The sequence below is a fragment of the Aeromicrobium sp. P5_D10 genome, from assembly GCF_054049535.1.
Window position 1 is genome coordinate 525,052 of the sequence record NZ_JBFUME010000002.1, and the last position, 25,506, is coordinate 550,557.

32 protein-coding genes are annotated in these 25,506 nt (G+C 66.4%); 19 read left to right on the plus strand and 13 right to left on the minus strand.

Annotated elements, in window-relative coordinates; translation table 11 throughout:
- The first annotated feature begins 31 nt into the window (after positions 1-31).
- Positions 32-904 (plus strand): mycothiol conjugate amidase Mca, encoded by an 873-nt coding sequence (gene mca / locus ACXJKC_RS04210; RefSeq protein ID WP_456695422.1) that lies wholly within the window; start codon positions 32-34, stop codon positions 902-904.
- A 3-nt stretch (positions 905-907) separates the two neighbouring features.
- Here mca and ACXJKC_RS04215 read toward each other — a convergent pair whose 3' ends face one another.
- Together ACXJKC_RS04215 and ACXJKC_RS04220 are read right to left on the minus strand one after the other, a co-directional pair.
- A complete protein-coding gene (locus ACXJKC_RS04215; RefSeq protein ID WP_456695423.1) occupies positions 908-2,098 on the minus strand; it encodes a DUF418 domain-containing protein in 1,191 nt (396 codons plus the stop codon).
- Positions 2,095-2,697 carry a TetR/AcrR family transcriptional regulator gene (locus ACXJKC_RS04220; protein ID WP_456695424.1) on the minus strand — a complete coding sequence of 201 codons (603 nt, stop codon included), beginning with the start codon at positions 2,695-2,697 and terminating at the stop codon, positions 2,095-2,097. Before ACXJKC_RS04220 ends, ACXJKC_RS04215 begins: the two co-directional genes overlap by 4 nt.
- 711 nt (positions 2,698-3,408) lie before the next feature.
- Between ACXJKC_RS04220 and ACXJKC_RS04225 the strand changes: the two genes are divergently transcribed.
- On the plus strand, positions 3,409-3,915 hold the full coding sequence (locus tag ACXJKC_RS04225; protein WP_456695425.1) for a hypothetical protein: 507 nt from the start codon (positions 3,409-3,411) through the stop codon (positions 3,913-3,915).
- Positions 3,916-3,918: 3 nt separating this feature from the next.
- On the opposite strand, the gene ACXJKC_RS04230 is transcribed toward ACXJKC_RS04225, so the two are convergent.
- From ACXJKC_RS04230 to ACXJKC_RS04240, 3 genes are read right to left on the minus strand one after another with little or no spacing between them, the layout of a single operon-like run.
- On the minus strand, positions 3,919-6,414 hold the full coding sequence (locus tag ACXJKC_RS04230; protein WP_456695426.1) for a polynucleotide kinase-phosphatase: 2,496 nt from the start codon (positions 6,412-6,414) through the stop codon (positions 3,919-3,921).
- Complete coding sequence (locus ACXJKC_RS04235) at positions 6,411-7,802, minus strand: 3' terminal RNA ribose 2'-O-methyltransferase Hen1 (protein ID WP_456695427.1); 1,392 nt, start codon at positions 7,800-7,802, stop codon at positions 6,411-6,413. The genes ACXJKC_RS04230 and ACXJKC_RS04235 overlap by 4 nt, the downstream gene beginning before the upstream one ends.
- A 35-nt stretch (positions 7,803-7,837) precedes the next feature.
- Positions 7,838-8,275: a DUF3224 domain-containing protein gene (locus ACXJKC_RS04240; RefSeq protein ID WP_456695428.1), complete on the minus strand. Its 438-nt coding sequence runs from the start codon at positions 8,273-8,275 to the stop codon at positions 7,838-7,840.
- Between the two features lie 58 nt (positions 8,276-8,333).
- Here ACXJKC_RS04240 and ACXJKC_RS04245 point away from each other — a divergent pair, with 58 nt between their 5' ends.
- Positions 8,334-9,143: an AraC family transcriptional regulator gene (locus ACXJKC_RS04245; protein WP_456695429.1), complete on the plus strand. Its 810-nt coding sequence runs from the start codon at positions 8,334-8,336 to the stop codon at positions 9,141-9,143.
- A gap of 35 nt (positions 9,144-9,178) precedes the next feature.
- Positions 9,179-9,406 (plus strand): hypothetical protein, encoded by a 228-nt coding sequence (locus tag ACXJKC_RS04250; RefSeq protein ID WP_456695430.1) that lies wholly within the window; start codon positions 9,179-9,181, stop codon positions 9,404-9,406.
- On the opposite strand, the gene ACXJKC_RS04255 is transcribed toward ACXJKC_RS04250, so the two are convergent.
- From ACXJKC_RS04255 to ACXJKC_RS04275, 5 genes are read right to left on the minus strand one after another with little or no spacing between them, the layout of a single operon-like run.
- On the minus strand, positions 9,403-9,720 hold the full coding sequence (locus ACXJKC_RS04255; RefSeq protein ID WP_456695431.1) for a hypothetical protein: 318 nt from the start codon (positions 9,718-9,720) through the stop codon (positions 9,403-9,405). The two genes, ACXJKC_RS04250 and ACXJKC_RS04255, sit on opposite strands and share 4 nt — an antisense overlap.
- A 32-nt stretch (positions 9,721-9,752) precedes the next feature.
- Complete coding sequence (ykgO, locus tag ACXJKC_RS04260; RefSeq protein WP_456695432.1) at positions 9,753-9,875, minus strand: type B 50S ribosomal protein L36; 123 nt, start codon at positions 9,873-9,875, stop codon at positions 9,753-9,755.
- On the minus strand, positions 9,872-10,048 hold the full coding sequence (gene rpmF, locus ACXJKC_RS04265) for a 50S ribosomal protein L32 (protein WP_456695433.1): 177 nt from the start codon (positions 10,046-10,048) through the stop codon (positions 9,872-9,874). Before rpmF ends, ykgO begins: the two co-directional genes overlap by 4 nt.
- A gap of 23 nt (positions 10,049-10,071) precedes the next feature.
- Positions 10,072-11,148, minus strand: a complete 1,077-nt coding sequence (locus tag ACXJKC_RS04270) for a GTP-binding protein (RefSeq protein ID WP_456695434.1) — start codon at positions 11,146-11,148, stop codon at positions 10,072-10,074.
- Positions 11,145-11,390: a type B 50S ribosomal protein L31 gene (locus tag ACXJKC_RS04275; RefSeq protein ID WP_456695435.1), complete on the minus strand. Its 246-nt coding sequence runs from the start codon at positions 11,388-11,390 to the stop codon at positions 11,145-11,147. Before ACXJKC_RS04275 ends, ACXJKC_RS04270 begins: the two co-directional genes overlap by 4 nt.
- Positions 11,391-11,449: 59 nt before the next feature.
- Between ACXJKC_RS04275 and rpmB the strand changes: the two genes are divergently transcribed.
- The 12 genes from rpmB to ACXJKC_RS04335 all read left to right on the plus strand — a co-directional run bounded on the left by rpmB (position 11,450) and on the right by ACXJKC_RS04335 (position 20,004).
- On the plus strand, positions 11,450-11,686 hold the full coding sequence (gene rpmB, locus ACXJKC_RS04280; RefSeq protein WP_456695436.1) for a 50S ribosomal protein L28: 237 nt from the start codon (positions 11,450-11,452) through the stop codon (positions 11,684-11,686).
- Positions 11,686-11,856: a 50S ribosomal protein L33 gene (rpmG, locus tag ACXJKC_RS04285; protein WP_456695437.1), complete on the plus strand. Its 171-nt coding sequence runs from the start codon at positions 11,686-11,688 to the stop codon at positions 11,854-11,856. The genes rpmB and rpmG overlap by 1 nt, the downstream gene beginning before the upstream one ends.
- On the plus strand, positions 11,856-12,161 hold the full coding sequence (rpsN, locus tag ACXJKC_RS04290) for a 30S ribosomal protein S14 (RefSeq protein ID WP_456695438.1): 306 nt from the start codon (positions 11,856-11,858) through the stop codon (positions 12,159-12,161). Before rpmG ends, rpsN begins: the two co-directional genes overlap by 1 nt.
- A gap of 67 nt (positions 12,162-12,228) precedes the next feature.
- Positions 12,229-13,116, plus strand: a complete 888-nt coding sequence (locus tag ACXJKC_RS04295; RefSeq protein ID WP_456695439.1) for an MBL fold metallo-hydrolase — start codon at positions 12,229-12,231, stop codon at positions 13,114-13,116.
- A 104-nt stretch (positions 13,117-13,220) separates the two neighbouring features.
- Complete coding sequence (locus ACXJKC_RS04300; RefSeq protein WP_456695440.1) at positions 13,221-14,123, plus strand: 3-keto-5-aminohexanoate cleavage protein; 903 nt, start codon at positions 13,221-13,223, stop codon at positions 14,121-14,123.
- Positions 14,110-14,550, plus strand: coding sequence for a hypothetical protein (locus tag ACXJKC_RS04305; RefSeq protein WP_456695441.1), 441 nt, complete (start codon positions 14,110-14,112; stop codon positions 14,548-14,550). Before ACXJKC_RS04300 ends, ACXJKC_RS04305 begins: the two co-directional genes overlap by 14 nt.
- Positions 14,540-14,962: a hypothetical protein gene (locus tag ACXJKC_RS04310; protein WP_456695442.1), complete on the plus strand. Its 423-nt coding sequence runs from the start codon at positions 14,540-14,542 to the stop codon at positions 14,960-14,962. Before ACXJKC_RS04305 ends, ACXJKC_RS04310 begins: the two co-directional genes overlap by 11 nt.
- Positions 14,959-15,951 carry a dihydroxyacetone kinase subunit DhaK gene (locus tag ACXJKC_RS04315; protein WP_456695443.1) on the plus strand — a complete coding sequence of 331 codons (993 nt, stop codon included), beginning with the start codon at positions 14,959-14,961 and terminating at the stop codon, positions 15,949-15,951. The genes ACXJKC_RS04310 and ACXJKC_RS04315 overlap by 4 nt, the downstream gene beginning before the upstream one ends.
- 17 nt (positions 15,952-15,968) lie before the next feature.
- Entirely contained in the window at positions 15,969-16,610 is a 642-nt protein-coding gene (gene dhaL / locus ACXJKC_RS04320) for a dihydroxyacetone kinase subunit DhaL (RefSeq protein WP_456695444.1), read from the plus strand.
- Positions 16,607-17,524: a 3-keto-5-aminohexanoate cleavage protein gene (locus ACXJKC_RS04325; protein ID WP_456695445.1), complete on the plus strand. Its 918-nt coding sequence runs from the start codon at positions 16,607-16,609 to the stop codon at positions 17,522-17,524. The genes dhaL and ACXJKC_RS04325 overlap by 4 nt, the downstream gene beginning before the upstream one ends.
- Positions 17,514-19,241 (plus strand): IlvD/Edd family dehydratase, encoded by a 1,728-nt coding sequence (locus tag ACXJKC_RS04330; RefSeq protein ID WP_456695446.1) that lies wholly within the window; start codon positions 17,514-17,516, stop codon positions 19,239-19,241. Before ACXJKC_RS04325 ends, ACXJKC_RS04330 begins: the two co-directional genes overlap by 11 nt.
- Entirely contained in the window at positions 19,228-20,004 is a 777-nt protein-coding gene (locus ACXJKC_RS04335) for an SDR family oxidoreductase (RefSeq protein ID WP_456695447.1), read from the plus strand. The genes ACXJKC_RS04330 and ACXJKC_RS04335 overlap by 14 nt, the downstream gene beginning before the upstream one ends.
- 16 nt (positions 20,005-20,020) lie before the next feature.
- Here the strand turns inward: ACXJKC_RS04335 and ACXJKC_RS04340 are convergent, their stop codons facing one another.
- From ACXJKC_RS04340 to ACXJKC_RS04350, 3 genes are read right to left on the minus strand one after another with little or no spacing between them, the layout of a single operon-like run.
- Complete coding sequence (locus ACXJKC_RS04340) at positions 20,021-20,806, minus strand: IclR family transcriptional regulator (RefSeq protein ID WP_456695448.1); 786 nt, start codon at positions 20,804-20,806, stop codon at positions 20,021-20,023.
- A 5-nt stretch (positions 20,807-20,811) separates the two neighbouring features.
- Entirely contained in the window at positions 20,812-21,840 is a 1,029-nt protein-coding gene (dmpG, locus tag ACXJKC_RS04345; protein WP_456695449.1) for a 4-hydroxy-2-oxovalerate aldolase, read from the minus strand.
- Positions 21,837-22,781, minus strand: coding sequence for an acetaldehyde dehydrogenase (acetylating) (locus ACXJKC_RS04350; RefSeq protein ID WP_456695450.1), 945 nt, complete (start codon positions 22,779-22,781; stop codon positions 21,837-21,839). Before ACXJKC_RS04350 ends, dmpG begins: the two co-directional genes overlap by 4 nt.
- A gap of 296 nt (positions 22,782-23,077) precedes the next feature.
- On the opposite strand from ACXJKC_RS04350, the gene ACXJKC_RS04355 reads away from it, so the two are divergent.
- The 3 genes from ACXJKC_RS04355 to ACXJKC_RS04365 are packed head-to-tail and all read left to right on the plus strand — an operon-like array spanning position 23,078 to position 25,505.
- Positions 23,078-23,905 (plus strand): ABC transporter permease, encoded by an 828-nt coding sequence (locus tag ACXJKC_RS04355; protein WP_456695451.1) that lies wholly within the window; start codon positions 23,078-23,080, stop codon positions 23,903-23,905.
- Positions 23,902-24,675, plus strand: a complete 774-nt coding sequence (locus ACXJKC_RS04360; protein ID WP_456695452.1) for an ABC transporter permease — start codon at positions 23,902-23,904, stop codon at positions 24,673-24,675. Before ACXJKC_RS04355 ends, ACXJKC_RS04360 begins: the two co-directional genes overlap by 4 nt.
- The gene (locus ACXJKC_RS04365; RefSeq protein WP_456695453.1) at positions 24,672-25,505 is read left to right on the plus strand and encodes an ABC transporter ATP-binding protein; all 834 of its coding nucleotides are present in this window, start codon (positions 24,672-24,674) and stop codon (positions 25,503-25,505) included. Before ACXJKC_RS04360 ends, ACXJKC_RS04365 begins: the two co-directional genes overlap by 4 nt.
- Position 25,506: the final 1 nt, after the last annotated feature.

The following is a 25,506-nucleotide window of genomic DNA, read 5'->3' on the forward strand; positions in this document are numbered from 1 at the left end:
AAGGATTTGGGTACGTCTTTGAAGGAGAACCGTGGCCGAGAAGCTTCGTCTCATGCATGTGCATGCCCACCCCGACGATGAGTCGAGCAAGGGTGCGGCGTCTACCGCGAAGTACGTCGCCGAGGGTGTCGACGTCCATGTCGTGACCTGTACGGGTGGTGAACGTGGTTCGATCCTCAATCCGCAGTTCAAACATCCCGGTATCGAGGACAATCCCGACCTGATCACCGAGATCCGTCGCGAGGAGATGGACCGCGCCCGCGAGATCCTCGGCGTCACGCAGGACTGGCTGGGTTTCGTCGACTCCGGCTGGCCTGAGGGCGACCCCAAGCCGCCGTTGCCCGAAGGCTGCTTCGGCCTCATATCGGTCGAAGAAGCCGCTGAGCCCCTCGTCCGGTTGATCCGGTCGTTCAAACCGCACGTCCTGACGACGTACGACGAGAACGGCGGCTACCCGCACCCCGACCACATCATGTGCCATCTGATCAGCGTCCATGCCTATGAAGCCGCTGCCGATCCGAGCCGCTACCCCGACGCGGGTGAGCCGTGGCAGGTCTCCAAGCTCTACTACCACCTGGGTTGGAGCTGGGACCGCATGGAAGCCATCGCCAAGGCGCTGGAATCGCATGGCCTCGACAATCCGTACGCCGAGCGTTTCGAGAACTGGGAGCGCAAGCCCGAGGACGAAGCGCGCCTCACGACCCGCGTCGAATGCGCTGAGTACTTCCCGGTGCGCGACGCGGCGCTGCTCGCCCACGCGACGCAGATCGATCCGGAGGGCTGGTTCTTCGCAGTTCCCCACGAGGTGCAGGCCGAGGCCTGGCCCACCGAGGACTATCAGCTGGTCGACTCCAAGGTCGAGACGAGCGTCCCCGAGACGGATCTGTTCGCCGGACTGCGCTGAGCCTTACTCAGGACGTCGACGCCAGGCGGGGATCTCGGCATTCGTCACAGCCCGCAGGACCCACTCGGCGGGTCCGTAAACGTGACGTTTGAGCCACCAGGTGCTCAGCCCGATCTGTGCGCAGAAGACGATCGGCACGATCGCCAACACGACGATCGGCGATAGCTGATCGACGAGGCCTAATCCGTATCCGGTGAAGAGCACCCCCAGAACGGCCGACTGGAGTAGGTAGTTGGTCAACGCGATCTTGCCCATCGGGGCGAGAACTCGCTCGATCTTCGCCCCGGATGCGGTCGTGAACAGGGTCAGACCGAGCGCGACGTAGCTCGCGGTCAGAAACGGGGCCGTGATCTGTCCGATGCCGAAGGCAACAGTCTCGATACCGCCGCCGGGAGCGAAGGTCGCGGCGCTCGCATAGAACGCCGAGCCGCCGAGGCCAACGGGCAGGCCGATCCGGATGATGTGACGCAGTTGACTCGCATAGCGCTGGGGATCGGCGAAAACCTTCTTGCGTCCGGCGGCAAAGCCGAGGAAGAACATCGCCATCGCGCTGGGTGCCTGGATGATCGCTATCACCGCGATGGTCTCGCCCAGGTGATGGGAATGGAAGGCGAGTGCATCGGCGGCGCTGCCGCTGAAGGCGGAGAGTTTGGTCGCGGTTTCGCTGCTCGTTGATCCCGTGAACTCGCCCACAGCGAGCTGCGCGATACCGAGCAACGTCCACAATGTCGCTGCTGTGATGACTATCCACGCTGCGATCTTGACCGCGCGCTGGGGACGCAGATTCCGGCAGGCGATCAACACGAGGCCGAGGATCGCGTACGTCGACAGGATCTCGCCGTAGTAAAGCAGAGCGCCGTGTGCGAGCCCGATCGCGAGCAGCCCGCCCTGACGTCTGACCATGCGGGGAATGAACGCTGTCTCGGCCCGTTCCGCAGCGGCCATCTGCAAGGTGAAGCTGTATCCGAACAAAAATGAGAACAACAGATAGAACTTGGTCTCGAAAAGCAGCTCGACCAAGAAACGGACACCGTGGTCGAGAGCCGAGTCGTAGGTCGGGTTGGTACTCGTCGAGGCGTAGTAAGGATCGGCGAACGCCCAGATGTTGACTGCGAGAATGCCGAGCAGAGCAAATCCCCGTAGAGCGTCGACGTTGAGCAGGCGGACGTTGCGCTTGTCGGTGGTCGTGGTCATGACGGATCTTTCTGTATGAGGTCGGTGACGATGACCCGCAGGGCGACCGATTGCGCCGCCGGGTCGAAATCGGGATCGGCGGCCACGCGTGAGAACAGTCCGTCGGTCAGTGCTGCGATCCAGGTGGTGATCTGACTGATGGGCAGATCGCTTCGGACCTGGCCGGCCTGATCGGCCAACGCCAGGAGCGCGGCTATCCCGTCACGCAGCGCCAGGTCATTGGCTTTGAACAGTGTCGCGACGGCTTCGTCGCGATGGGCAATTGCCGCGATCTCGAGGGCAAGGCCGGAGTACAGCGGGTCGCTGGCCAGGGCGCACACATCATCGAGAAAGCCCAACAGCGCGGCCAGCGGGTCAGCTGCCTGGGTGAGCTCGTCCAGATGTGCACGGAGCTCGACGCCGTCCCGTTCGACGAGCGCGATCAATACGTCGTGCTTCGTTGCAAAGTAGTGGAACAGATTGCCGGCACTCATTCCTGCCAGAGCACAGATATCGGACGTCCGGGTGGCGCTGTATCCGCGCTCGGCGAAACACTGTGCGGCCGCGTCGAGCAGGTCCTTCTCGCGCGCAGCCCGGGCGGCGTGGTCGACAGTTCGCACGGTCAACTCCTCTCACGTCAGTAATCATAGATTGAGTGCTCAGTTAATTATTACACAATTGCGGGTTGGTAGGTCAGTCAGCGGTTTGTCACCCAGGTGACAACTTGTGCGCTTTGTGCACGTCGAGATCGCGATCGCTGTTGACGCCGTGATGTGGCGAGCGCAGGGTGGTGCACAAGGTACTGAGGAGACAGTATGAAACTACTGATAGGCGGCTGCACGATTGTTGTGTCGTTCGCCGTCGGGATCGGACTGTCGCCGGCGTTCGCAGCAGGTTCTCACCCGACGGCATACGTCAAGCTCTTTGGGAACAGTACGTCCTGTGCATATGGCCGCGCGTCGGTCAATGACGACAGCAGGAGAGCTGGGTCAAAGACGTCGAACTTCGCTGGTTGCAATACGTCGAATTCTCACAAGAATGTTCCGGCCGGGTACCTCGGCGCATACGTTGAAGTTCGCAGTAATGCGACTGGCAAGACGTGCGGTATCGGCACGATGCAATACAACGGGTCATCGGCGTGGACCAAGGAGCGCACTACCCCCATTACTAGTCAGTCAGAGTCAAACTGTCCGCTGCCGGGGATGTACTTCGCCGTGAGCCAGAACGTGCGGTGGTCCGATGCAGGCGACCCGTATTACGAGACGATCGTGACGCCCAAGGCCTACAAATTCAACGTGCGACGTGCGTAGCGTAGGCGACGAGGAGAGATGATGAAGAGAACTTCCTGGAAGGTTGCCGTTGCGGCTGGTGCGCTGACAGTCCTAGGTGGGTACATGGCTGGAAGTGTGATCGCAGCCAGCGCTGACGAGGACACGTCTCAAGCGTCTGAACCAACCGTGACCGACGGCAGCTTCCCGGTGAAACCTGAGCCGCTTCCTGACATTGGTCACGGCAAAACGGTCGGAGACTGGTCAATTGAGACTCCTCTGGACGAACGCCCAGATTTCTACCCGGTAGCCCTGGAGGATGGTACTCCGGGCTACGTCAAACGAAGTGACATCGACGACGAGTTGGTGTTGCCATTGCTGCCAGAGGGCGTCGTTCGCAAAATTGACAAGAAGATACTCAGAGCAGCGGAACTTAGACAACGCACCGTCCTGGTACAGCCGAACGCGAAGGGCGAGATCTGGGTCGACGTCTACGCTGACGACGCGAAAACGGTCATCGGCAAGAAGATGATGGACGACGTCTCCGACCCGCCGCCGTCCGACTACTGACTCTCACAGTCTCGGGTCGACCGGTTCGCTTTCCATCGCGAGCACCGCGAAAACGCACTCGTGAACCCGCCACACCGGCTCGCCTGACGTGGCCCGGCGCAATGCCTCCAGGCCGAGGGCGTACTCGCGGAGCGCCATCGAGCGCTTATGGCCCAGATTGCGGTCGCGCAGCCTGGCCAGGTTCGCGGGTTCGGTGTAGTCGGGGCCATAGATCAGGCGCAGGTACTCGCGGCCGCGCACCTTGATGCCGGGCTGCACGAGCCCCTTGGGTCCGCGCACGAAGTTGGCGAGGGGCTTGACGACCATGCCCTCCCCGCCCGACGCGGTCAGGTCGGCCCACCAGTCGATTCCGGCGGTGACCGAGGATGGGTCCGTCGTGTCGACGACGAGTCGTCGGGTCGTCGCAAACAAGGCCGGTCCGGCGGTGACCAGGCGATCGGCGAGACCGAGGTGCCACAAGTGGTCACGGTCCTCGTACGTCGCGCCGTTGGTCGCGAGCAGCTGGAACGGCGCGATGGACAATCCGTCGGTTCCCGAGACCGGCCACGAGTAACGTCGGTAGACCGCTCGCATCCCCTCGACGTTGCTCGCCCGCTGCGCTGTGCGTCGGGTCAGCGCTGCGGTGTCGATGCCGCGGGCACCGGCCCGGGTGAGCATGTCGAGGGCTGCGGGAAGAGCCGATCGTGCTGCCGTCCCGACCGCGGCGTACTGCGACCGGATCAGGTCGATGGCCTTGGCCGACCACGGCATGATCTCGGAGTCGAACAGCATCCACTCGGTGCCGAGTTCGTCCCAGAGTTCCGCGCCGGATGCAGCAGCGGCGAATGATGCCAAGACCTTCTGCTCTGTCTCAGCGTCGAAGAATGCCCGACCTGTCCGGGTGTGGATGACCCCGGTGCCGTCGCGCCGCACCGAGATCACGGCCCGTGAGCCCATGTGCTTCTCTTCGCACACGACCTCGGTGACGCCGGTCTTGGTGAAGTGATTGAAGGCTTCGGCGGGGTGTTCCAGATGATCCGGGAGAACCGACGTGTCGCACGGCGACATCGTGGGAGGCAAGTACATCAGCCTGGCGGGGTCGATCGCGAAACGGCTCATGACCTCCAGGGCTCCCGCGGCATTCTCCTCGCGCAGCGATATCCGCCCCATCGTGGACGTCTCGACGATCCGCGGGCCGAGCACATCGTCGAGACGCAGGATGTCGGGATCACGTGGCGGCGGGGCCAAGGGACGCACCGGCTCGTAGTAGACCTCGCGGGCCGGAACGCTGACGATCTCCCGCTCGGGGTAACGCAGAGCCGTGAGTGCGCCACCGAACACGCAGCCGGTGTCGAGGCACATCGTGTTGTTGATCCACTCGGTGTGCGGCACGGGGGTGTGGCCGTAGAGCACGGTCGCCTGGCCGCGGTACTCCTCGGCCCAGGGGTACCGGACGGGCAGTCCGAACTCATCGGTCTCGCCGCTCGTGTCGCCGTACAACGCGAACGAGCGGACCCGCCCGGACGCCCTGCCGTGATAGCTCTCCTTCAGGCCCGCGTGGGCGACGACGAGGCGCCCCTCGTCGAGGACGTAGTGCGCGATGAGTCCGTCGACGAACGATCGGACGTCCTTGCGGAAATCGTCGCTCTCGGCCTCCAGCTGAGCCATCGTGGTCTCGAGCCCGTGGCTGAGCTTGACGGCACGTCCATCGAGGGCGCGCAGCAGCTTGGCCTCATGGTTGCCGGAGACGCAGAGCCCATGGCCTGCCCGCACCATGCCCATCGCCAGACGCAGGACGCCGGGGGAGTCGGGACCACGATCGACCAGGTCGCCGACGAACACGACCTGACGGCCGTCAGGATGCCAAGCGTCGACGGGACGGTCCTGGTCGTCACGGACAAGCGCGTAACCGAGGCTCTGCAACAGTTCTTCCAGCTCGGTCCGACAGCCGTGAACGTCGCCGATGACGTCGAACGGTCCGCTGCGGTCGCGCAGATCGTTCATGAGCTTCTCGCGCACGAACGTCGCCGCTTCGACCTCCTCGACCGAGCTGAGGACGTGCACCGAGCGGAAGCCTTCGCGGCGCAACCCTTTGAGTGAACGGCGCAGTTGGTCGTGTTGCCGCTTGACGACGTGAGCGCCGAGATTTCTGTCGGGACGGGAGGCATTGCGCTCGACTCCGAGTGACACCGGGAGATCAAGCACGACCGCGACCGGGAGCACGTCATGAGCCTTGGCCAGCGCGATCAGACTCTTGCGGGCCTGCGGTTGCACGCTGGTCGCGTCGATCACGGTGAGCCGACCGGCTTCGAGCCGTTTGCCGGCGATGAATTCGAGCACCTCGAATGCGGCACTCGTCGCGGATTGGTCGTTCTCGTCGTCCGACACGAGGCCGCGGCAGTGATCGCTGGAAATGACCTCAGTAGGGGTGAAGTGTCGCGCGGCGAACGTCGATTTGCCCGATCCACTGGCGCCGATCAGGACGATGAGCGAGGTCTCGGGGATTCTGAGAACTGTCATGAGTCGGCCGCCGTCCGGATGAAGAGGGCGAGCTGGGTCGGCGGCCCAACAACCGGATCGTCCCCACCCACGGGACGGTGCTCGACGGTGTAGCCGTATGTGGCGGCAGTCGCGGCGGCCCACGCGGCGAATTGTTCGCGCGTCCACTCGAACCGGTGATCGGGGTGACGCATCGCACCGGCAGCGAGCGCCTGGTAATGGACGTTGTACTCGGCGTTGGGCGTCGTCACGACCACCGCGCGCGGTTGCATGTGGCCGAAGACATTGGCCGTCACGGCCGGTAGGCGCTCGAGGTCGATGTGCTCGATGACTTCCATCAGCACCGCGGCATCGAGTCCGACCAAGCGGGGATCCTGGTACTGCAGCGACGACAGCCACAACGACAGCCGCTCTGCCTGACGTTCGGTCATGGTCTCGACGTGCAGTCGTCGTTCAGCCGTGCGCAACGCGATATCGCTGACCTCGGTGCCGATGACTCGGTCGATGCCTTGCAGGTCGAGCAGCTTGCCGATCAAGGCGCCGGGACCGCAGCCGAGGTCGACGACGCTGGTCGGCCGCAATGAAATGAGCGCCTCGATGACGGCGTCGTGGCGCAGAGCCACGAGCGGACGCGGGCGGTCCTCGTCCACCGCGGGCAACTCGACACCGTCGAGTTCGGACAGCCGGGTCAGCGCTTCGGTGGCCATGCTGCGCTGATGCGCCAGGTAACGCCGACTGATGAGTTCGCGTTCGGGATGGGTCGAGAGCCAGCCCTCGCCGGCCCGCATGAGCTTGTCGACCTCGTCGTCGGAAACCCAATAGTGTTTGGCGCCGTCGAGCACTGGCAAGAGGACGTACATGTGGTTGAGCGCATCGGCGAGCCGGATCTTGCCTGTCAGCGTGAGCCGCACGTACGTCGAATCACCCCACTGGGGCACGTCGGGATCGAGCGGGAGCGACTCGGCCGCCACGTGCCACCCCATCGGCTCGAACATCCGGGTGACGAGCTCGGTACCGCCCGGAACGGCCGGGATGTCGATCGTCAGGGGGATCGGGGCATCGGCGATGTCTTGTCGACTGTCGCAGCGACCGCCGAGCGCGGTGCGAAAGATCTTGCCCATCGCGACCGACAGCAGCGACGACGCGGCATACGGGCGATCGTTGACGTACTGGCCCAGCGAGAACGCCTGCTGCTTGGCGCCCTTGCCCTTGACCAGCGCGATCGGGTCGACCTCCAGGAGCAGCGCCGCTGTGCAGCGCTGCGACGTGGACTCCGGGTAGAACACGTGTGCCTGACCGCCGTGGACGTCGAATGACTGCAGACGGTCAGGGTGCTTGTGCAGCAGAAAGCCCAGATCGGACGCGTCAAGGAGCACATCGGACTGTTCCGCGGAGATGGTCAGGAGCACGTGTGCCAGTGTGACAGGCGGCCCCCTCGACGTTGCTAGAGCGAGTACGTCAGGGATATCTCGTAGCCGTCGTCGCTGTGCCCGGCAAGATTGATCGAGGCCTCGCCGGTCATGCCTTCGAGCCCTCCGGTGCCCATGCCCTCGACGATGTGGAGCGTGGCCCGTACGGCCTCGGCATCGTGCTCGCCGATGTGCTGGAACACCAAGGATCCGTCATGGCCGTCGATCGATCCGGTGAATTGCTCGAAGCCGGCCACTGGAGCTGTGCCGGGGCGGTAGGAGATCAGATACGCCACGGTGCCGGTGCCCTCGATGGACCCGGAATAGGAGTAACTGGTGTCAGCTCGAGAGAACCCGCGGGTCGGATACTTCACGCCGTTGACTTCTGTGGCATCCCCATCGACGTCGACGATGACTTGCTCGTTCCAGGAGGAGACGGTGAACCTGCCGGTGGTGGTGTGTGTCGTGGTCATATGTCGACCGTAGGAGCTGCAGCTTGGCCAGATCTTGAACAAACGCGACACTGTGGATATGACCGATCCACGAGGGCGGGGTGATGCGGCGATCGTGCGGCCGTCGACGTCCGCACGACATATCGACGTGTCACGGATCGTTCCGTCCGCGCGCTGGTCGCGGCACGTCGAGTACTACTGGATCGTGCGTTGGGAATGTCCTGAACCGTACGACCAGCAGGTCATCCCGCAACCGTGTGTCACTCTTTCGTCAGAACTGCGTGACGGCGTGCCGAGACTGCTGGTCAACGGCATCTCGCGGGAGCCGTTCGTCCGGACGCTGCACGGTGCGGGGCATGTGCTCGGCGCGACGTTCAAGCCGGCGAGCTTCCGCTCGATGTTGCGGGCCGATCTGAGCCAGGTGGCCGGTCGGGTCATACCGTTCGGTGACGTCGTGGGGCCGCCGGATGCTGGCTGCGCCGCCGAGATCCTGCGCCCGGCCGCGGCTGACGATCAGATGGTCGAAGCGCTCGAGGCGCACCTCGATGCATGTGGCGCAGAGCCGGATCCGCTGGCCGATGAGCTCAACGCGCTGGTGCGACGTGCGGAGCTCGATCACTCCGTGACCCGGGCCGATCAGCTGGCCGACCTGGCCGGGGTCAGCTTGCGGACCTTGCAGCGCCAGTTCACCGCATACCTCGGGATCGGCCCGAAGTGGGTCGTGCAGCGATTCCGTCTGCTCGACGCGGCGGCTGCGGCGCACGCCAGCGGGCGAACCGACTGGGCGGCGCTCGCGGCCGAGTTGGGCTTCGCCGATCAGGCCCATCTGGTGCGGGCATTCACCTCGGTTGTGGGGATCCCGCCGCGGGCGTATGAGCAGCAGGCCTGAGCTTGCAGGTGTTCTACAGCGCGTAGTATGAACCTATGCACGTTCTCGTCGCCCTCGCGAATTCCAACGTCATCGACAAGGCGCCCGCCGCCGAAGACGTCAAGCCCGGCTGGGTCGCGCTCGGCATCGTGGTGCTCTTGTGCATCGCCGTGTTCTTGCTGTGCCGTTCGTTCCTGGCCCATGCCAAGAAGGCCAGGCAGCCATGGGAGGGTGAGGACGCCAACTCCGTCGTCCGGCGCACCACCCCGCACGACCGCAGCTAGACCAGTGTCACCACGAGCACCACGAAGGTGGCGTGGAGAATGCCACTTGCGATGCTCGCGATGCCGATAGCGCGTCCTAACGGCATATCGCCGGCCCGATTCAGGATCGCGGCCATCACCGTGGTCGACATGGTCAGAGCGATCACCCCGAAGGCGATGAACTGCAGGTGGTCTGCGGTGTGCACCATGTCGTTCATGAAGTACGAGGACATGAATCCCATGGCGTAGGCGACGATCCCGACCGGGATGTTGCAGACCAGCGCCAGCACAGGGATCGAGCGGGTCATGCCGGGAGAGACCGCTTGAAAGCTCATGCGTGCATCCTCGCAGTACCTCGCTTCAGAACTCAGCCCTGGCGGCCCTTGAACCTCGGATTCTGTTTGTTGATGACGAACGTACGTCCGCGCCGACGCACGACCTGGGCGCCGGGCTGTTGCTTGAGGGAATGGAGAGAGTTGCGGACCTTCATGGGTGCTCCTGGGGTTTGATAAGACCGCGCTGCACGGCTCGGGCGAGCCGGCGCGGTACGCGGTGGGTGGTTCCGTGGATCGTGACGGGCACGAGGGCGACGGGGGTCGCCTTCCAGCTCGATCGTCGATGGCGGGTGTTGCTGCGGGACAGCTTGCGCTTGGGGACAGCCATGGTGATTCCTTCTGGTCGGTGGCTCAGGCGTTCTGGCGGATGGGACCGAGCCATGGTTCGTAGCCGTCCTCGTCGCTCTCCCAGATAGTTCCGCGGACGGCGATCTCGTCATCGGTGAGCAGACAGCGATGGAACAGGGCGACCAGCTCGTCGCGGTCGTCGTCGATACCGGTGACGAGAATTCGGGTGTGAGGTTCGCTCGTGCCGTGCTCGCACACGCCGACGCTGAGCTGTCCGCCCGCGCCATCCCATTCGCAGACGCTGTCGTGGCGGGTCGGCAGCCAGAAACAACCCCGGGAGCGACGGGCGCCGCCGCCCAGGTGTTCGAGATTGGCCATCAGACGTTCGGGATGGAATGGCCGGTCCGAACGCAGCTCCACGGTCCATGCCTTCCCCGTCCTGACCAGACCGACGGGCTGCGTGTGCCCTGGATCGACCCATGCTTCGGCGTCGTCGTGGTGGCGCCGGGCGCCGACGATGCTCGCAGTGTCGAGTTGAAGGTGATCGAGTACCTCGCCGGCATCCGGTCGCAGCAGCATCGACACGAGGTGGCGGTCGGTCTCGTCGATCTCACCGACCACGACGATCGAATCGGCGTACTCGATCAATGCTGCGTGCACTTCGGCCACCCCGCGGGAATCTTCTGGGGATGTCTCGAGGTGACGCTCGCGCAGCAGGTCGTCTCCGAGCAGGTCGGCGCGCGCAGTCGGCCCGTTGACGACGGCGAGGACTGACGCGATGTGCAGCTTGGCGGCGATGACCTCGTCGTGGTCCAGGATCCGGCAGATCTGGTCGGCTCCGGCCGCGACCGGCAGGTGGGCGATGATCGAGCCCCAGCGGCCGTCATCGGCCAGCCGCTCGAGCGTCGGCATGATGTCCTCACGTAGGGCGCAGCTGACGCAGGCATGCTCGAGGTCGAACGACAGCTGCTCGACGATGCCACCCTGGTCGCTGACGACGCGGGTCAGGATCTGTCGGTCGACGTCGATCGAGTGGCGGACGTTGACCGCGTTCGGTGCGTCCCACTGGAGTCCGATCATGGCGTGCGCCATCGCGTCGGCGTTGACGCCCGTCAGCAGCACCAAGGGAGTCGTGGTCATGACGCGGTTCCGTAGCGGCGGTTGAACTTCTCGACTCGTCCTTCGGTGTCGAGGACGCGTCCCTTCCCGGTCCAGAAGGGATGGCTCGCGGTCGACACGTCGACGTCGATGACGGGGTAGGTGACGCCGTCGAGGTCGATCGTCTCCTTGCTGGTGAGCGTCGACGCCGACACGAAGACGAGGTCACCGGACTTGTCGCGGAATGCCACCGGTGCGTACGCCGGGTGGATGCCCTTCTTCACGTGGAACTCTCCTGATAGTCTTAATGGGAATGATTGTCATTCTACACAAGGAGGCAAATATGTCACGCAGATGCCAGGTCACAGGGGCTGAGGTGGGGTTCGGGCACCACGTCTCGCACTCGCATCGTCGGACCAACCGGCGCTTCGACGCCAACATCGGCCGCAAGCGCTACTGGGTGCCGAGTCTCGGACGGCACGTCACACTGCGCGTCAGCGCGCGGGGGATCAAGGTCATCGACGTCCGCGGCATCGATTCCGTGGTTGCCGGAATTCGAGCCCGAGGGGAGAAGATCTGATGGCTGGCAAGAGCAGCGACATCCGCCCCATCGTCAAGCTACGGTCGACCGCAGGCACCGGATTCACGTACGTCACCCGCAAGAATCGCCGTAACGACCCCGAGCGCATCGCGCTGCGCAAGTTCGATCCGGTCGTACGACGGCACGTCGAGTTCAAGGAAGAGCGCTGATGGCGAAGCAAAGCAAGATCGTCGCCAACGAGCGACGGCGCGTGATCGCCGAGCGATATCGCGCCCGCCGCGACGCTCTTCGATCTGCGAGTCGCGATATTTCTCGACCATTGGCTGAGCGGCTGGCCGCGAGCCGGGCGCTCTCCGAGTTGCCCCGGGATTCCTCGCCGGTGCGCGTTCGCAACCGTGATCAGGTCGATGGTCGTCCGCGCGGATACGTGGGGGTCGCCGGCCTCTCGCGCATCCGCTTCAGGCAGGCGGCCCATCGCGGCGAGCTTCCGGGCATCACCAAGTCGAGCTGGTGAGGTGGGGACCCGATGATCGGGACTTGGGGGAGTCGGGCAGGAGGCCCCACGGACTAGCATCGGAGCGGTGACGTTCAGAGCTGTCGTGGGTGCCGCCGAGGTCTTCCAGGTGACCGAGCTCGCCGAGTGGCCGTTCGCGCTCGACGAGATGTTTCCCGAGGCAGCCGAGGCCGGGCTTGACGGTTCCGCCGGTTTGGTCCTGGCGATCCATGCCTACGTCATCCGTATCGGCGGCCGCGCGATCGTGGTCGACACCGCAAACGGCAATGACAAGCAGCGGCCGAACCTGCTGCCGCACCACTTGTTCTCGACGGACTTCCTGCGGCAGTTCGCCGGGACAGGCGTCCGGCCTGATGAGGTCGACCTCGTGGTCAACACGCATCTGCACCCCGACCACTGCGGCTGGAACACGTGGCTCGACGGTGACGTCTGGCGGCCCACCTTCGCCGCGGCGATGCACCTGTTCGCCGCCTCGGAACTGGCCTGGATCGAGCAGCTGAAGGCGCAGCACGATCTCGACGGCGTCGCGGCCGACCTAGTGAGGATGTACGACGACAGCGTGCGTCCGGTGCTCGACACCGGGCGATGGGAGCTGGTCGACGACGAACAGGTCATCGCTCAGCACGACGGCACCACGGTGACGGTGCGAATGGCGCCCGGTCACACCAAGGGGCACCTCGTGGTCGAGATCAGACACCCGAGCGGTGGCGCCGTCATGTCGGGCGACCTGATCCATCACCCCGTCCAGCTCGCGCATCCCGATCTCTGCCAGGGCGGCGACGCCGATCCCAGTGTCGCTCGCGCCAGCCGGGAGGCGTTGCTGCAGCGCTGCGTCGACGAGAACCTGCTGCTCATGCCGAGCCACTTCGCGGAGGACGCGCCGTTGCGGGTCGATCTCGACCAGCAGGGTCGCGCGCAGGTCACTCCGCTCGACCCGACTCAGCTCGGCCGGTGATGTTGTCCCGTTGAACGGGATTTTGGTGTGGGCTGGTCGAGCTCCGCGCGACAGGCTTTCCTCGTGGCCGAAGAGGCCGCAACGGACCAGTTGCGAGGATCAAGATGTCTGCTGTCGGCAAGCCCCTGGTGATCGGGGTCAACGTCAACGAGAACACCATGCGCGTCCCCAATCCGCACGTGCCGTGGACCGCCGAGGAGATCGCGCAGACCGCCGCTGACGCCGAGCAGGCTGGTGCGACGTTGATGCACTTCCACGCCAGGACATCTGACGGCGGTGCCGACCACACCGCCGGCGGCTACGCCGAGGTCGTGCGGGCAGTACGGAGTCGCAGCTCCCTGCTGCTGGCGCCATCGATGGCCAACCTGCCGGGAAACAGCGTCGACCAGCGCCTGGCCAACATCGCCCCCAACCAGGACGATCCTGAGACGAGCGTCGACCTGTTGCCGATCGACATGGGGTCGGCCACGATGGACTTGTTCGACCCGGTCGCCAGTGAGTACGCGACCGACGATCGGGTCTTCGTCAACTCGACCGCGCAGATAGCCGAGCTGATGCGGCGGGCACCGCAGCTGGGTCTGACGCCCTACCTGGCGTCGTTCAACCTCAGCTGGACCCGCGGCATCCTCGCGCACCACGCGGCCGGCCGACTTCCTGCGCCGTTGGCGGTCGTCTTGGTCCTGGGCGGTGAGGAGTTCGTCGCCGCACACCCCACGACGGCCGCCGGCGTACGGGCGCACGTCGACCTGTTCCCGACTGACCTCCCCGTCGAGTGGCTCGTGTCGAGCTACCGCGGGGACGTGCTCGAGGTGGCAGCCGACGTGATCGCGACCGGTGGCCACGTTGTGGTCGGCACGGGCGACTACCCCCACACCGAGCGCGGCTGCCCCACGACCCCCGAGCTGGTGGCGCAGGTCGCCGAGATCGGACGGGACCTGGGACGCCGGCCGGCCACGTTGAGCGAGACCCACCAGATGTTGGGAGTGACGCATCGTGCGAGTCGTTGACGAGCTGGACACCGCCCCACTCCTGGTCCTGGAGAACGCCGGGCTTCGGGTGTGGGTCATGGACTCCATCGCCTTTGCATCGACCGAGCTGCGCGGAGACGTCATCGTCACTGGATCGCACGGCGGCACCAGCGCCGGCGAGTACGCGGCATCGTTCGGCGTCGCCGTGGTGGCGTGCAACGATGCCGGGATTGGCAAGAACCAGGCCGGCACGGCCGGGCTCGCCGCCTTGGACAGCAGCGGGATCGCCGGGATCGGGGTCGGACATGACACCGCCCGGATCGGCGACGGTCTCGACACGTGGGAGAGCGGACGCGTCAGCTACGTCAACGCCCGCGCCCACGAGCTGGGCATCCGGGTCGGCCGGCCAGTCAAGGAGCAGCTGGCCTTGCTCGTCGCACGGGAGGGTGACTCAGATGTTTCGTGACGTGGTGTGGTCGAACGGCGGTGTCGACATCGTCGTGATGGACAGCATGTCCCAGACGACCGACGGCGACCGAGGTGCCATCGTCGTGGCGGGATCGAACGGCGGACAGGAGTCCGGCCGGGTGGGCGTGCACGCCGGATGCGCGTTCGTGCTGCTCAACGACGCCGGCATCGGCAAGGACCGGGCCGGAGTCGCCGGGCTGGACGTGCTCGAGGCCGCGGGCATTCCCGCTGCAACGGTCAGCCATGTGTCGGCCGAGATCTCCAACGGGCCCGACATGTGGGAGCACGGCGTCGTGTCGACGGCCAATCCGGCAGCCACCGACCTGGGCTTCGGGCCCGGCGCACTGGCACGCCCACTGCTCTTGGCCCTCGGCACGACCCTTGCGAACCCACCTGGAGGAAACCCATGAGCGGACAGCTGCTGAACCGGCGCGAAGACTTCGTGAAGGAGGCGCTCGACGGGCTGGAGCTCGCGCACTCCGATCTGATCCGAGTGCATCGCGACCCGCTGTTCGTCGTCCGTCGAGAGCTTGCGCACGGCAAGGTGGCGCTGGTGTCGGGAGGTGGATCGGGGCACGAGCCCCTGCACACGGGCTTCGTCGGCACCGGCATGCTCGACGCCGCAGTGCCCGGTGCGGTCTTCAGCAGCCCGACGAGCCTGCAGGTCAGGGCCGCCGTCGAAGCCGTCGAGACAGGTTCCGGAGCGGTCGTCATCGTGAAGAACTACACCGGCGACGTGCTGAACTTCTCGATCGCCGCCGAGCTGCTCGACGAGCGGGCGATCGAGATCGTGGTGGTCGACGACGACCTGGCGACCGATGGCCAGCAGGAGGGCGGACCCGGACGTCGCGGCACCGCCGCCGTCGTCGCGGTCGAGAAGATCTGCGGTGCGGCGGCCGAGCGCCGGGCCCCGGTCGGCGAGGTCGCGGCGATCGGCCGCGACGTGGTGGCCCGATCAGCGACCCTCTCGGTCGCCTTCGAGGCGTGCACGAATCCGTTGACCGGGCTGCGTTCGTTCGACCTGGCCGAGGACGAGATCGAGTTCGGCGTCGGGATCCACGGTGAGCGCGGCGTCGAGACCCGCACGGCGGCTCCGGCTCACGAGCTCGTCGCCTCGGTCGTCGATCCGCTCGTCGAACGCCTCGGCCTGCGGCGGGGTGACGACGTCATCGCGATCGTCAACGGGCTCGGTGCGACGTCGCCGTTGGAGATCGGGGTCGCGACCCGCGAGGTCCACCAGGCGTTGTCAGGCGCGGGCATCAACGTCGCTCGCACTCTGGCGGGTCCGTATGTCACAGCGCTCGACATGAAGGGCTTCTCGGTGACCCTCACCTCTGCGTCTGCGCAGCTGATCGACCTGTGGGACGCGCCGGTGCGTACCCCGGCCCTGGCCCGATGACCACGAACAGGAGCACCATGACGATGCCTACTGACGACAGCCTGCTGAACTTGACTGGGGCGGACATGACGGCCTGGCTCATCGCGTTCGCCGAACGGGTCATCCGCGAGGTCGACACGCTGACCGACCTCGACCGACGTGCCGGCGACGGTGACTTCGGCTGGAACATCAGCTCCGCGCTGGAGCGCGTGACGCCCCGTCTCGCTGAGGACGCGGATCGGTCACCGGGCCAGATCCTGGAGATCGTCTCGGAGTCGTTCCTCGGCGCCGGCGGCACCAGCGGAGCACTCTTCGGACTGTGGTTCGGGCGGCTCGCGAAAGGTCATGACGGTGCCTGGGATGCGACCGAACTCGCCCGGGTTGTCGTCGACGCGACCGCTGCGGTGCAGCGACTCGGCGGGGCGCAGGTCGGGCACAAGACCATGGTCGACGCCATGGTCCCTGCCACGGCCGCCCTCGACGAGAGTCGGGATCTCCCGTGGCGTGCCGCTGTTGCCGCCGCAGCGGCCGCGGCCGCAGAAGGTGCCGCGTCGACCGAGCAGATCGTCGCCGTCCGGGGTCGGGCCAGCTATGTCGGTGAACGGGCTCGGGGCGTCATCGACCCGGGTGCGTTGGCCGTCGCATGGTTCTTCGCCGCAGCAGACGGGGTGACGGCATGACCATCTTGGCCGACAAGGTCATCGTCACGATCGCCCCGACCGGTGGCTTCCTGACCAAGGAGCACACCCCGTACGTGCCGACCCAGCCGCAAGACATCGCTGACGACGTCGCGCGATGCGTCGATGCCGGCGCGAGTGTCGCGGCCCTGCACGCCCGTCGCCCGGACGATCTGGCGACGTGCAGCGCCGAGATCTACCGCGACATCAACGACCGGGTCCGGCAACTGCGCGACGTCGTGATCAACAACTCCACCGGCGGAGGCGTGACCGGAGACCTGCTGCGCGTGCGCGACGACGGCTCGCGCGTCATCGACTGGGACGCCCGCTGGCAGGGACTCGACGGCGGCGCCGACACGTGCACCCTCGACGCCATCACCGCCTACGTCACGGCGCCCGACGGCACCGAAGTGCTGATGGACACGCCGACGCAGAAGGCCATCGCGCTGGCCGCTGCGATGCTGGAACGCGGCATCAAGCCGGAGTGGGAGGCCTTCAGCCCCACCCACCTGGCCCGTGAGGTGTCGATGCTGACCGCGCTGGGCTTCGACACTCCGCCGTTCAACGTCAACCTGGTGCTGGGCCTCGACTCGTCGTTCCAGAACGCCCTGGCATACACGCCGGCCAACCTGCACTTCATGGTCGACGCGCTGCCCGAGGGCTCGGTCTTCAACGTCAGCATCAGCGGGCCTGACCAGATGCGGGGGCTGACCCATGCCCTCACGCTCGGCGCCCATGTGAGGGTCGGCATCGAGGACAACGCCTTCCTGCGTCCCGGCGAACCCACCGAGAACGTTCGGTTCGTCGAGAACATCGTCGAGATCATGGCTCGGCTCGGGCTCGAGCCCGCCACTCCCTCGGAGGCCCGCGAGATCCTCGGGCTTCCCACCCGAAAGGCCGACGCTCATGTCGAGTGACACTCCGTCCCACCGCCTCCGCTCGCAGGACTGGTTCGGTGGCAAAGACATCAACGCGTTCATCCACCGTTCGTGGATGAAGAGCCAGGGCACGCCCGACCGGATGTTCGACGGACGTCCCGTCATCGGCATCTGCAACACGTTCTCCGACCTCACGCCGTGCAATGCGCACTTCCGTGACCTCGCCGAGGCGGTTAAGCGGGGCGTCATCGAGGCCGGCGGCTTTCCGGTCGAGTTCCCGGTCATGTCGTTGGGCGAGACGATAGTCCGGCCGACGACGATGCTCTACCGCAATCTCGTCTCGATGGACGTCGAGGAGTCGATCCGGGCCAATCCGATCGACGGTGTCGTGCTGCTGTGCGGCTGCGACAAGACGACTCCGTCACTGCTGATGGGTGCGGCCAGCTGTGACCTGCCGACGATCGTCGTGTCCGGCGGGCCGATGCTCAACGGACGGATCAAGGGGCGCACGGTCGGCAGCGGCACCTCGCTGTTCGAGATGAGCGAGGACGTGCGCGCGGGCCGGGTTACCGAGTGCGAGTTCCGGGCCGCCGAGTCGTCGATGTCGCGGTCGCCAGGCCACTGCAACACGATGGGCACGGCCTCGACGATGGCGTCGCTGGTCGAGGCCATGGGCATGTCCCTGCCCGGCAATGCGGCGATCCCTGCGGTCGACGCCCGCCGCCGCCTGCTGGCGCAGGACTCCGGCCACCGGATCGTTGAGATGGTCCGTGAAGACCTGAAGATGTCGCAGGTCGTGACCCGAGACGCGCTTGAGAACGCGATCAAGGTCAATGCCGCGATCGGCGGCTCGACCAATGCCGTGCTGCACCTGCTGGCGCTGGCCGGACGGCTGGAGGTCCCGCTCGAGCTCGACGAGTTCGGCGAGCTCGTCGAGGGCATCCCGCTGATCGTCGACCTGATGCCCGCCGGCCGGTTCCTGATGGAAGACCTCTACTACGCGGGCGGGCTGCCGGTCGTCCTGAAGGAGCTCGGTGCGATCTTGCACGAGCAGGCGCTGACGGTCAACGGCTCGACGATCGGCGAGAACGTCGCCGATGCGGAGTCGTGGGACAGCGAGGTCATCCGCACCGTGGCAGATCCCTTGCTCGCCGATGCGGGCATTGCGGTCCTGCGGGGGAGCCTCGCCCCGTCCGGTGCCGTCATCAAGCCTGCCGCTGCGTCGCCGCACCTGCTGCGACACACCGGCCCGGCACTGGTGTTCGAGAACATGGACGACTTCCGGGCCCGCATCGACGACCCCGAGCTGCCGGTCGACGAGAACACCGTGCTGGTGCTGCGGCACGCCGGTCCGCAGGGATTCCCGGGGATGCCCGAGGTCGGCAACCTGCCGTTGCCCAAGAAGCTGCTCGCAGCCGGTGTCACCGACATGGTCCGGGTCTCGGACGCCCGGATGAGCGGCACCGCCTTCGGCACGGTCGTGCTGCACGTGGCGCCCGAGGCGGCAGCGCGTGGCCCGCTGGCCGCTGTGCGCGACGGCGACCTGATCAGCCTCGACGCGGCAGCCGGAAAGCTGGATTTGCTGGTCGAGGCCGATGAGCTGGAGCGGCGGCTGGCCGAGGTGGCCCCGCGTGAACGTCCCGCATCGGGCTACTCGCGGCTCTACGTCGACCACGTGATGCAGGCCGACCAGGGCGCCGACTTCGACTTCTTGGTCGGGATGCGGGGAGCGGAGGTGCACGGTGACAACCACTGAGACCACACCGGTCGACGCAGCGCCGCAGCCTCTGGTTGTCGTGGTCACCGGCGCAGGCAGCGGGGTAGGACGCACCATGGCGCGGGCGCTGCTCGGCGCGGGGCACCACGTCGTGCTGGCCGGACGGACGGTTGCGGCGCTAGATGAGACCGCTGCCGGTGCAGATCGTGCACTCGTCGTGCAGACCGACGTCACGTCCTCAGCCTCTGTACGGGCGCTGTTCGACCACGTGGTCGAACGCTTCGGACGGGTCGACGTGATGGTCAACAACGCCGGAGTCTTCGGTCCCGCCGTCACGGTCGATGCCCTCACGGACGACGACTGGGCCGCTGTCGTCGCGACCAACGTGACGGGAACGGTGTTCTGCGCACGGGAGGCAGTGCGGATCATGCGTGATCAGTCGCCCGGTGGCGGCAGAATCATCAACAACGGCTCGCTGTCGGCCCATGTCCCGCGGCCGGCGAGTGTCGCGTACGCCGTGAGCAAGCACGCCATCTCAGGACTGACCGCCTCGATCAATCTCGACCACCGCTCGCACGGCATCTGCTGCACCCAGATCGACATCGGCAACGCCGCCACCGCGATGACCGCAGGGGTGGGCATAGATGCGCTCCAGCCTGACGGGACCCGGCGACCGGAGCCGACGATAGATGCTGCTCACGTCGGTGACCTGGTGGTGCAGCTCGTCGCGCTGCCGCTCGACGTCAACGTCCCGCAGCTGACCGTCATGGCACGGGAGATGCCGTTCGCGGGTCGCGGCTGAGCCAGTTCAGCGAGGCTCAACCGCCTTGCAGCACCGGGCGCACGATCGAACGCGCCTCGGCGAGATCGCGCGAGATCGTCAACGCCGTCGTGCGCACGGCCGCATCCATGCGGTTGGCGTCGATGCGTCCCACTACCCCGGACATCGACACCGCTGCGAGCAGGGTGCCGTCGGGGGCCAGGATCGGCGCGGCGACGCCGACGATCGTCGGGAGCGACTCTTGGCGGTCAATCGCGACGCCGCGTTGGCGGATCTTGTCGAGCTCGGCGTCGAGCACCTGCCGGTCGACGATCGTGTGGTCGGTGAACCGTTGCAGCCGCGGCGGGTAGGAGACGTCCTCAGCGGGGGTGAAGGCCAGCAGCACCTTGCCCGATGCGCTCGCGTGGGCCGGCCACCGGCCCCCGGAGTGCTGGGGCAGGCGCGGTCCCTCGCGACCGCGGAACACCTCGAGGTGGACGACGTCGAAGCCGTCAAGCAGGGCCAGCCCGACGTTCTGCTGGGTCGCCTCGTGCAGCGTCGACAGGTGGCGCTTGGCCGCCTCGCGCAGGCTCCGCTGCCTCGGGACCGCCTCGCCGATCTCGAACAGCAGCAGGCCCGGCCGGTAGTCGACGCCGTCGCGCTCGAGCAGCCCGACGCGGACGAGCTCTGGCAGCATCCGGTAGACCGTCGACTTCGGCAGACCAGTACGACGGGTCAGTGCTGCTGCACTCAACGTCCCCTTGCTGTCGCGGAACTGCTTGAGGATCTCGGTCGCCCGTCCGACTGCGGTGGTCTCGCCGTCGAGTCGGTGGAGGGGGCTCATGAGCGTCAGACGCCGGTCGGCGCTGCCTCCTGCCGGGAGAGATGATCGAGTGCGATGTCGACGAGCATATCTTCCTGACCGCCGATCAGCTTACGACGACCAACCTCTGTCAGCAGCTCACGCACGTCCATCCCGTAGGTGCCGGCGACACGTTCGGCATGCCGCAGGAAGCTGGAGTAGACGCCCGAGTAGCCGAGGGTCAGGGTCTCGCGGTCGACGCGCACGGGACGGTCCATGAGCGGTCGGACGAGGTCGTCGGCCGCGTCCTGCAACGCCGCCAGGTCACAGCGGTGGTTCCACCCGTTCAGCGTCGCGACGGCGACGAACGGCTCAAGCGGGCAGTTGCCGGCACCTGCGCCGAGACCGGCGAGCGATGCATCGACGCGGAACACGCCCTCCTCGACTGCCGTGAGGCTGTTGGCGACCGAGAGGGAGAGGTTCTCGTGCGCGTGGATGCCGATCTGCGTCGTCGGATCGAGAACCTCGCGGTACGCACGGACGCGGGCGGCGACGCCGTGCGGGGTCAGATGTCCGCCAGAATCGGTGACGTACACGCACTGGGCGCCGTACGACTCCATGAGGCGGGCCTGCTCGGCGAGCTGGGTCGGCTCCGCCAGGTGGCTCATCATCAGAAAGCCCGACACGTCGAGCCCGATCTCGCGGGCGTGGGCGATGTGCTGGGCCGAGACGTCGGCCTCCGTGCAGTGGGTCGCGATCCGCACCGACCGCACACCGAGGTCGTGCGCGCGGTTGAGGTCGTGGACCGAGCCGATGCCCGGCAGGAGCAGCGTCGTGAGCCTGGCCTGCTTGATGACGTCGGCGGCTGCTTCGAGCCACTCCCAGTCGGTGTGCGAGCCGGGGCCGTAGGTCAGCGACCCGCCGGACAGTCCGTCGCCGTGCGACACCTCGATCGCATCGACCCCGGCGGTGTCGAGGGCCGATGCGATGCGGCGTACGTCGGCGGGGGAGATGCGGTGGCGGATCGCATGCATTCCGTCGCGAAGGGTGACGTCCTGGATGTAGAGGTCGGTCATCGGGCAGCCTTTGCAGGTGAGCGGGTGGCCATGGTCTCGGCGACACGCAGCGCGGCCGAGGTCATGATGTCGAGGTTCCCGGCGTAGGCCGGCAGGTAGTGGGCGGCGCCCTCGACCTCGAGGAACACCGAGATCTGATGCGTGACCGGCGGGGACGCTGCGGGCAGGAGTGTGTGGACGGGCTCGTCGGCCTCGACCTTGCGGAACTGCACCTCCTGCTTGAGCCGGTACCCCGGCACGTACTCCGCGACGGCGGCGACCATGCCGACGATCGACTGACGGATCTCGTCGTGGTCGGCGTCCCCGATCAGGCAGGTGACCGTGTCGCGCATGATGAGCGGTGGCTCGGCCGGGTTGAGGATGATGATGGCCTTGCCGCGGCCGGCACCGCCGACCTGCTCGATCGCGGCCGAGGTCGTCTCGGTGAACTCGTCGATGTTGGCACGGGTGCCGGGCCCGGCTGAGCGGGACGAGATCGACGCGACGATCTCGGCGTAGGGCACCGGAGTGATACGGCTGATCGCCGCGACGACGGGGATCGTGGCCTGCCCGCCGCACGTCACCATGTTGATGTTCGATGCGTCGAGATGAGTGTCGAGGTTGACCGGAGGTACCACGAACGGGCCGATCGCTGCCGGAGTCAGGTCGATGAGGCGCTTGCCGAAGGGCGCCAGTTTCGCGGCATTCGCCTCGTGGGCCTTGGCGCTGGTCGCGTCGAGGACGATGTCGATCGAGTCGAAGCCGTCGAGTGCGATGAGTCCGTCTACTCCGTCGGAGATCGTCGGCACGCCGTACGACGCGGCGCGTGCGAGACCGTCGGATGCCGGGTCGATGCCGACCAGCGCGGCGATCTCCAGGGTCGTGGAGAGTCGGAGGATCTTGATCATCAGATCGGTTCCGATGTTGCCGGAGCCGATCACGGCCACTTTGGTACGAGTCACGAAAAGCTCCTCAGCCTAATCAGTCAGAAGCTCCACTGTGCGGGGAGGCGATGTCACGCGACGAGGGACGAGTCCCGATGATCGGGACGTATCTGTCGAACGTCCTCTCCTGGTCTGGTTGGGCTGCGTCAGCTGTCTCGACCCGCGACAAGAGGCGATTCACGGCGTGTCCCGGGCCCGTCATGGCAGGGGTTTCGACTACGTGTCCCGATCAACGGGACCGCGTTGTGTCGGCGGTCACAAGTCGCGGTCTAGGTTCGCCACAGAAGCCACCAGCACGACGGATGGAGACCTGTATGACCAGCCTGACCGAACGAGACGTCGGTGCCGCCGGCTCCCGATCGACGGCCCGGCGTGACGTGCGGCCCGTGGTGCTCGGGGCACTGGGCTGCGTCCTGGCCCTGGGCGCGTGGGAGCTCGCCTCCCGCCTTGCCGTCGTGCCGCCGACCGAGGTGCCGCCAGCGTCCGAGGTACTCGTGCTGCTGGCCAAGATGGTCACCGAGTCGACGTTCTGGTCGGCCGTCGCCGACACGATGACGCAGTGGGCCCTCGGATTCGGCCTCGCCGTCTTCATCGCCGTCCCTGCCGGGCTCGTGCTCGGATCGTTCGAGATCGTGTGGCGGGCCTTCCGGCCCGTGATCGAGTTCTTCCGCACGGTCCCGGGCAACGTCCTGATCCCGCTCGCGATCCTGCTGTGGGGGCTGAGCCTGAACAGTGCGGTCTTCTTGATCGTGTTCGGTTGCGTCTGGTCGCTCACGATCCAGACGATGTATGGCGCACACGACGTCGAGGAAGGTGCGCGGCACACGGCGCGGGCGTTCCAGCTCAACGGCTGGGAACGAGCCCGTTGGGTCATCTTGCCCAGTGCCCTGCCGCACATCGCGACGGGACTGCGCATCGCGTCCGCGACGGCGCTGATCGTCGCGGTGAGCGCCGAGATCCTGATCGGTGTCGACGGGATCGGCAAGGACATCGCGCTGGCCAGGACCGCCGGTGCTGTCGACCGCATGTACGCGCTGATCCTCGCCTCCGGTGCGCTCGGCATCACGATCCACCTGATCTTCTCCCGCCTGGAACGTCACTTCCTGCGCTGGCACGAATCACAGAGAGGGACGGGCCGATGAGGTCGCAACGTCTGACATATCTCGCCGTCGAGATCGGCACGACCGTCGTGCTCGTCGCGGCGGCCTGGATCTATCTGGCCGGCGATCGAGGTTATGCCTGGACCTCGGTGCCCACGATGCTCGAAGCGTTCCGGGATGCCTGGATCTTTGACCGATTCACTTCCGACGTGCTGCCGAGCCTGCTGCGCCTGGCCCTCGGCTTCTCGGCCGCCGTGATCGGCGGAGTCGCGTTCGGCATCCTGCTCGGGGTCAGCGACGTCGCCCGCATGTTGTGCCTGCCCGTCGTCAGCTTCTTGCGGTCGATCCCGGCCGTCGCGATGCTCCCGCTGTCGATCGTGCTGTTCGGCATCGGCACTGGTCAGAAGGTCTCGATCATCGCCTTCGTCTGCTGCTGGCCCGTCGTGCTCAACACCGCGGACGGCATCGCCTCGCTCAACTCGACCATGATGCTGACCGCTCGCTCCTACCAAGTGCGTGGCACAGAGCTCGTCCGGCACGTCATCATCCCCGGCATCATGCCGCGCATCTTCGCCGGCATGCGGGTCAGCCTCTCGCTGGCCGTACTCCTGCTCGTGACGAGCGAGATGGTCGCCGCGACCAGCGGTATCGGCTACTTCGTGTGGCAGGCGCAGCTGACCTTCTCGATCCCCGACATGTGGGCCGGGATCATCCTGCTCGGCCTGTTGGGCTACGGGCTCAACCTCATCTTCAACGCCGTCGAACGCCGGGTCTGTGCCTGGGACACCTCCATGAAGGGAAACCGCCGATGAGTCTCCAGGCTCCAGAGATCTCCACCGCCGCGAAAGCCGTGGCGCAGCCGCTGCTGCGGGTCGAAGGGATCTCCAAGACGTACGTCAGCGACGGGCGAGAGATCCGCGCGATCGGCGACATCTCGTTCGACGTCGCCGAGAACGAGTTCGTCTCGATCGTCGGTCCTTCGGGATGCGGCAAAACGACGCTGCTCAAGTGCATCTCCGGGCTACTGGAGCCCAGCGGCGGACGGGTCAGCCTGCGGGGCAACGACGTCGTCGCCCCGCCGAAGGAGCTCGCCGTCGTCTTCCAGGACTACAGCCGTTCGCTGTTCCCGTGGATGACGGTGCGACGCAACATCGCCCTGCCGTTGCGCAAGCGCGGTGATGCGGCCGCGTCGAGGCGCCAGGTCGCCGAGGCGCTCAAGGCCGTCGGACTCGACAAGTTCGGTGAGAGCTATCCCTGGCAGCTGTCGGGCGGCATGCAGCAGCGCGTCGCGATTGCCCGGGCGCTGGCCTACCAGCCGCAGGTGCTGCTGATGGACGAGCCGTTTGCGTCCGTCGACGCGCAGACCCGTGCCGACCTGGAAGATCTCGTGCTCCGGGTGCGTCGTGAGTTCGGCATCACGGTCGTGCTCGTGACCCATGACATCGACGAGTCGGTCTACATGGGAGACCGCGTCGTGGTGCTCGGCAAACCGCCGACCACCGTCCAGCACGAGCTGGTAGTCGACCTCCCAGAAGTCCGCGACCAGATCAGCACCAAGGAGCTGCCTGAGTTCGCCCGCCTCCGCGCGCAGGTCTACCGGGCGATCAAGGGCGAGCCGACGGCAGAACCCTCGGCCGACTGAA

What these genes read in the sequence shown, in the direction of transcription:
- ACXJKC_RS04240 (WP_456695428.1), bottom strand. Translation starts at nt 8,275, where the DNA reads ATGACCACGACACACACCACCACCGGCAGGTTCACCGTCTCCTCCTGG.
- ACXJKC_RS04340 (WP_456695448.1), bottom strand. Translation starts at nt 20,806, where the DNA reads ATGAGCCCCCTCCACCGACTCGACGGCGAGACCACCGCAGTCGGACGG.
- ACXJKC_RS04250 (WP_456695430.1), top strand. Translation starts at nt 9,179, where the DNA reads ATGCACGTTCTCGTCGCCCTCGCGAATTCCAACGTCATCGACAAGGCG.
- ACXJKC_RS04315 (WP_456695443.1), top strand. Translation starts at nt 14,959, where the DNA reads ATGAGCGGACAGCTGCTGAACCGGCGCGAAGACTTCGTGAAGGAGGCG.
- ACXJKC_RS04245 (WP_456695429.1), top strand. Translation starts at nt 8,334, where the DNA reads ATGACCGATCCACGAGGGCGGGGTGATGCGGCGATCGTGCGGCCGTCG.
- rpmG (WP_456695437.1), top strand. Translation starts at nt 11,686, where the DNA reads ATGGCTGGCAAGAGCAGCGACATCCGCCCCATCGTCAAGCTACGGTCG.
- dmpG (WP_456695449.1), bottom strand. Translation starts at nt 21,840, where the DNA reads ATGACCGACCTCTACATCCAGGACGTCACCCTTCGCGACGGAATGCAT.
- ACXJKC_RS04355 (WP_456695451.1), top strand. Translation starts at nt 23,078, where the DNA reads ATGACCAGCCTGACCGAACGAGACGTCGGTGCCGCCGGCTCCCGATCG.
- ACXJKC_RS04230 (WP_456695426.1), bottom strand. Translation starts at nt 6,414, where the DNA reads ATGACAGTTCTCAGAATCCCCGAGACCTCGCTCATCGTCCTGATCGGC.
- ACXJKC_RS04215 (WP_456695423.1), bottom strand. Translation starts at nt 2,098, where the DNA reads ATGACCACGACCACCGACAAGCGCAACGTCCGCCTGCTCAACGTCGAC.
- ACXJKC_RS04330 (WP_456695446.1), top strand. Translation starts at nt 17,514, where the DNA reads ATGTCGAGTGACACTCCGTCCCACCGCCTCCGCTCGCAGGACTGGTTC.
- ACXJKC_RS04270 (WP_456695434.1), bottom strand. Translation starts at nt 11,148, where the DNA reads ATGACCACGACTCCCTTGGTGCTGCTGACGGGCGTCAACGCCGACGCG.
- ACXJKC_RS04325 (WP_456695445.1), top strand. Translation starts at nt 16,607, where the DNA reads ATGACCATCTTGGCCGACAAGGTCATCGTCACGATCGCCCCGACCGGT.
- ACXJKC_RS04365 (WP_456695453.1), top strand. Translation starts at nt 24,672, where the DNA reads ATGAGTCTCCAGGCTCCAGAGATCTCCACCGCCGCGAAAGCCGTGGCG.
- ACXJKC_RS04255 (WP_456695431.1), bottom strand. Translation starts at nt 9,720, where the DNA reads ATGAGCTTTCAAGCGGTCTCTCCCGGCATGACCCGCTCGATCCCTGTG.
- ACXJKC_RS04360 (WP_456695452.1), top strand. Translation starts at nt 23,902, where the DNA reads ATGAGGTCGCAACGTCTGACATATCTCGCCGTCGAGATCGGCACGACC.
- ACXJKC_RS04300 (WP_456695440.1), top strand. Translation starts at nt 13,221, where the DNA reads ATGTCTGCTGTCGGCAAGCCCCTGGTGATCGGGGTCAACGTCAACGAG.
- ykgO (WP_456695432.1), bottom strand. Translation starts at nt 9,875, where the DNA reads ATGAAGGTCCGCAACTCTCTCCATTCCCTCAAGCAACAGCCCGGCGCC.
- rpsN (WP_456695438.1), top strand. Translation starts at nt 11,856, where the DNA reads ATGGCGAAGCAAAGCAAGATCGTCGCCAACGAGCGACGGCGCGTGATC.
- ACXJKC_RS04225 (WP_456695425.1), top strand. Translation starts at nt 3,409, where the DNA reads ATGAAGAGAACTTCCTGGAAGGTTGCCGTTGCGGCTGGTGCGCTGACA.
- rpmF (WP_456695433.1), bottom strand. Translation starts at nt 10,048, where the DNA reads ATGGCTGTCCCCAAGCGCAAGCTGTCCCGCAGCAACACCCGCCATCGA.
- dhaL (WP_456695444.1), top strand. Translation starts at nt 15,969, where the DNA reads ATGACGATGCCTACTGACGACAGCCTGCTGAACTTGACTGGGGCGGAC.
- ACXJKC_RS04310 (WP_456695442.1), top strand. Translation starts at nt 14,540, where the DNA reads ATGTTTCGTGACGTGGTGTGGTCGAACGGCGGTGTCGACATCGTCGTG.
- rpmB (WP_456695436.1), top strand. Translation starts at nt 11,450, where the DNA reads ATGTCACGCAGATGCCAGGTCACAGGGGCTGAGGTGGGGTTCGGGCAC.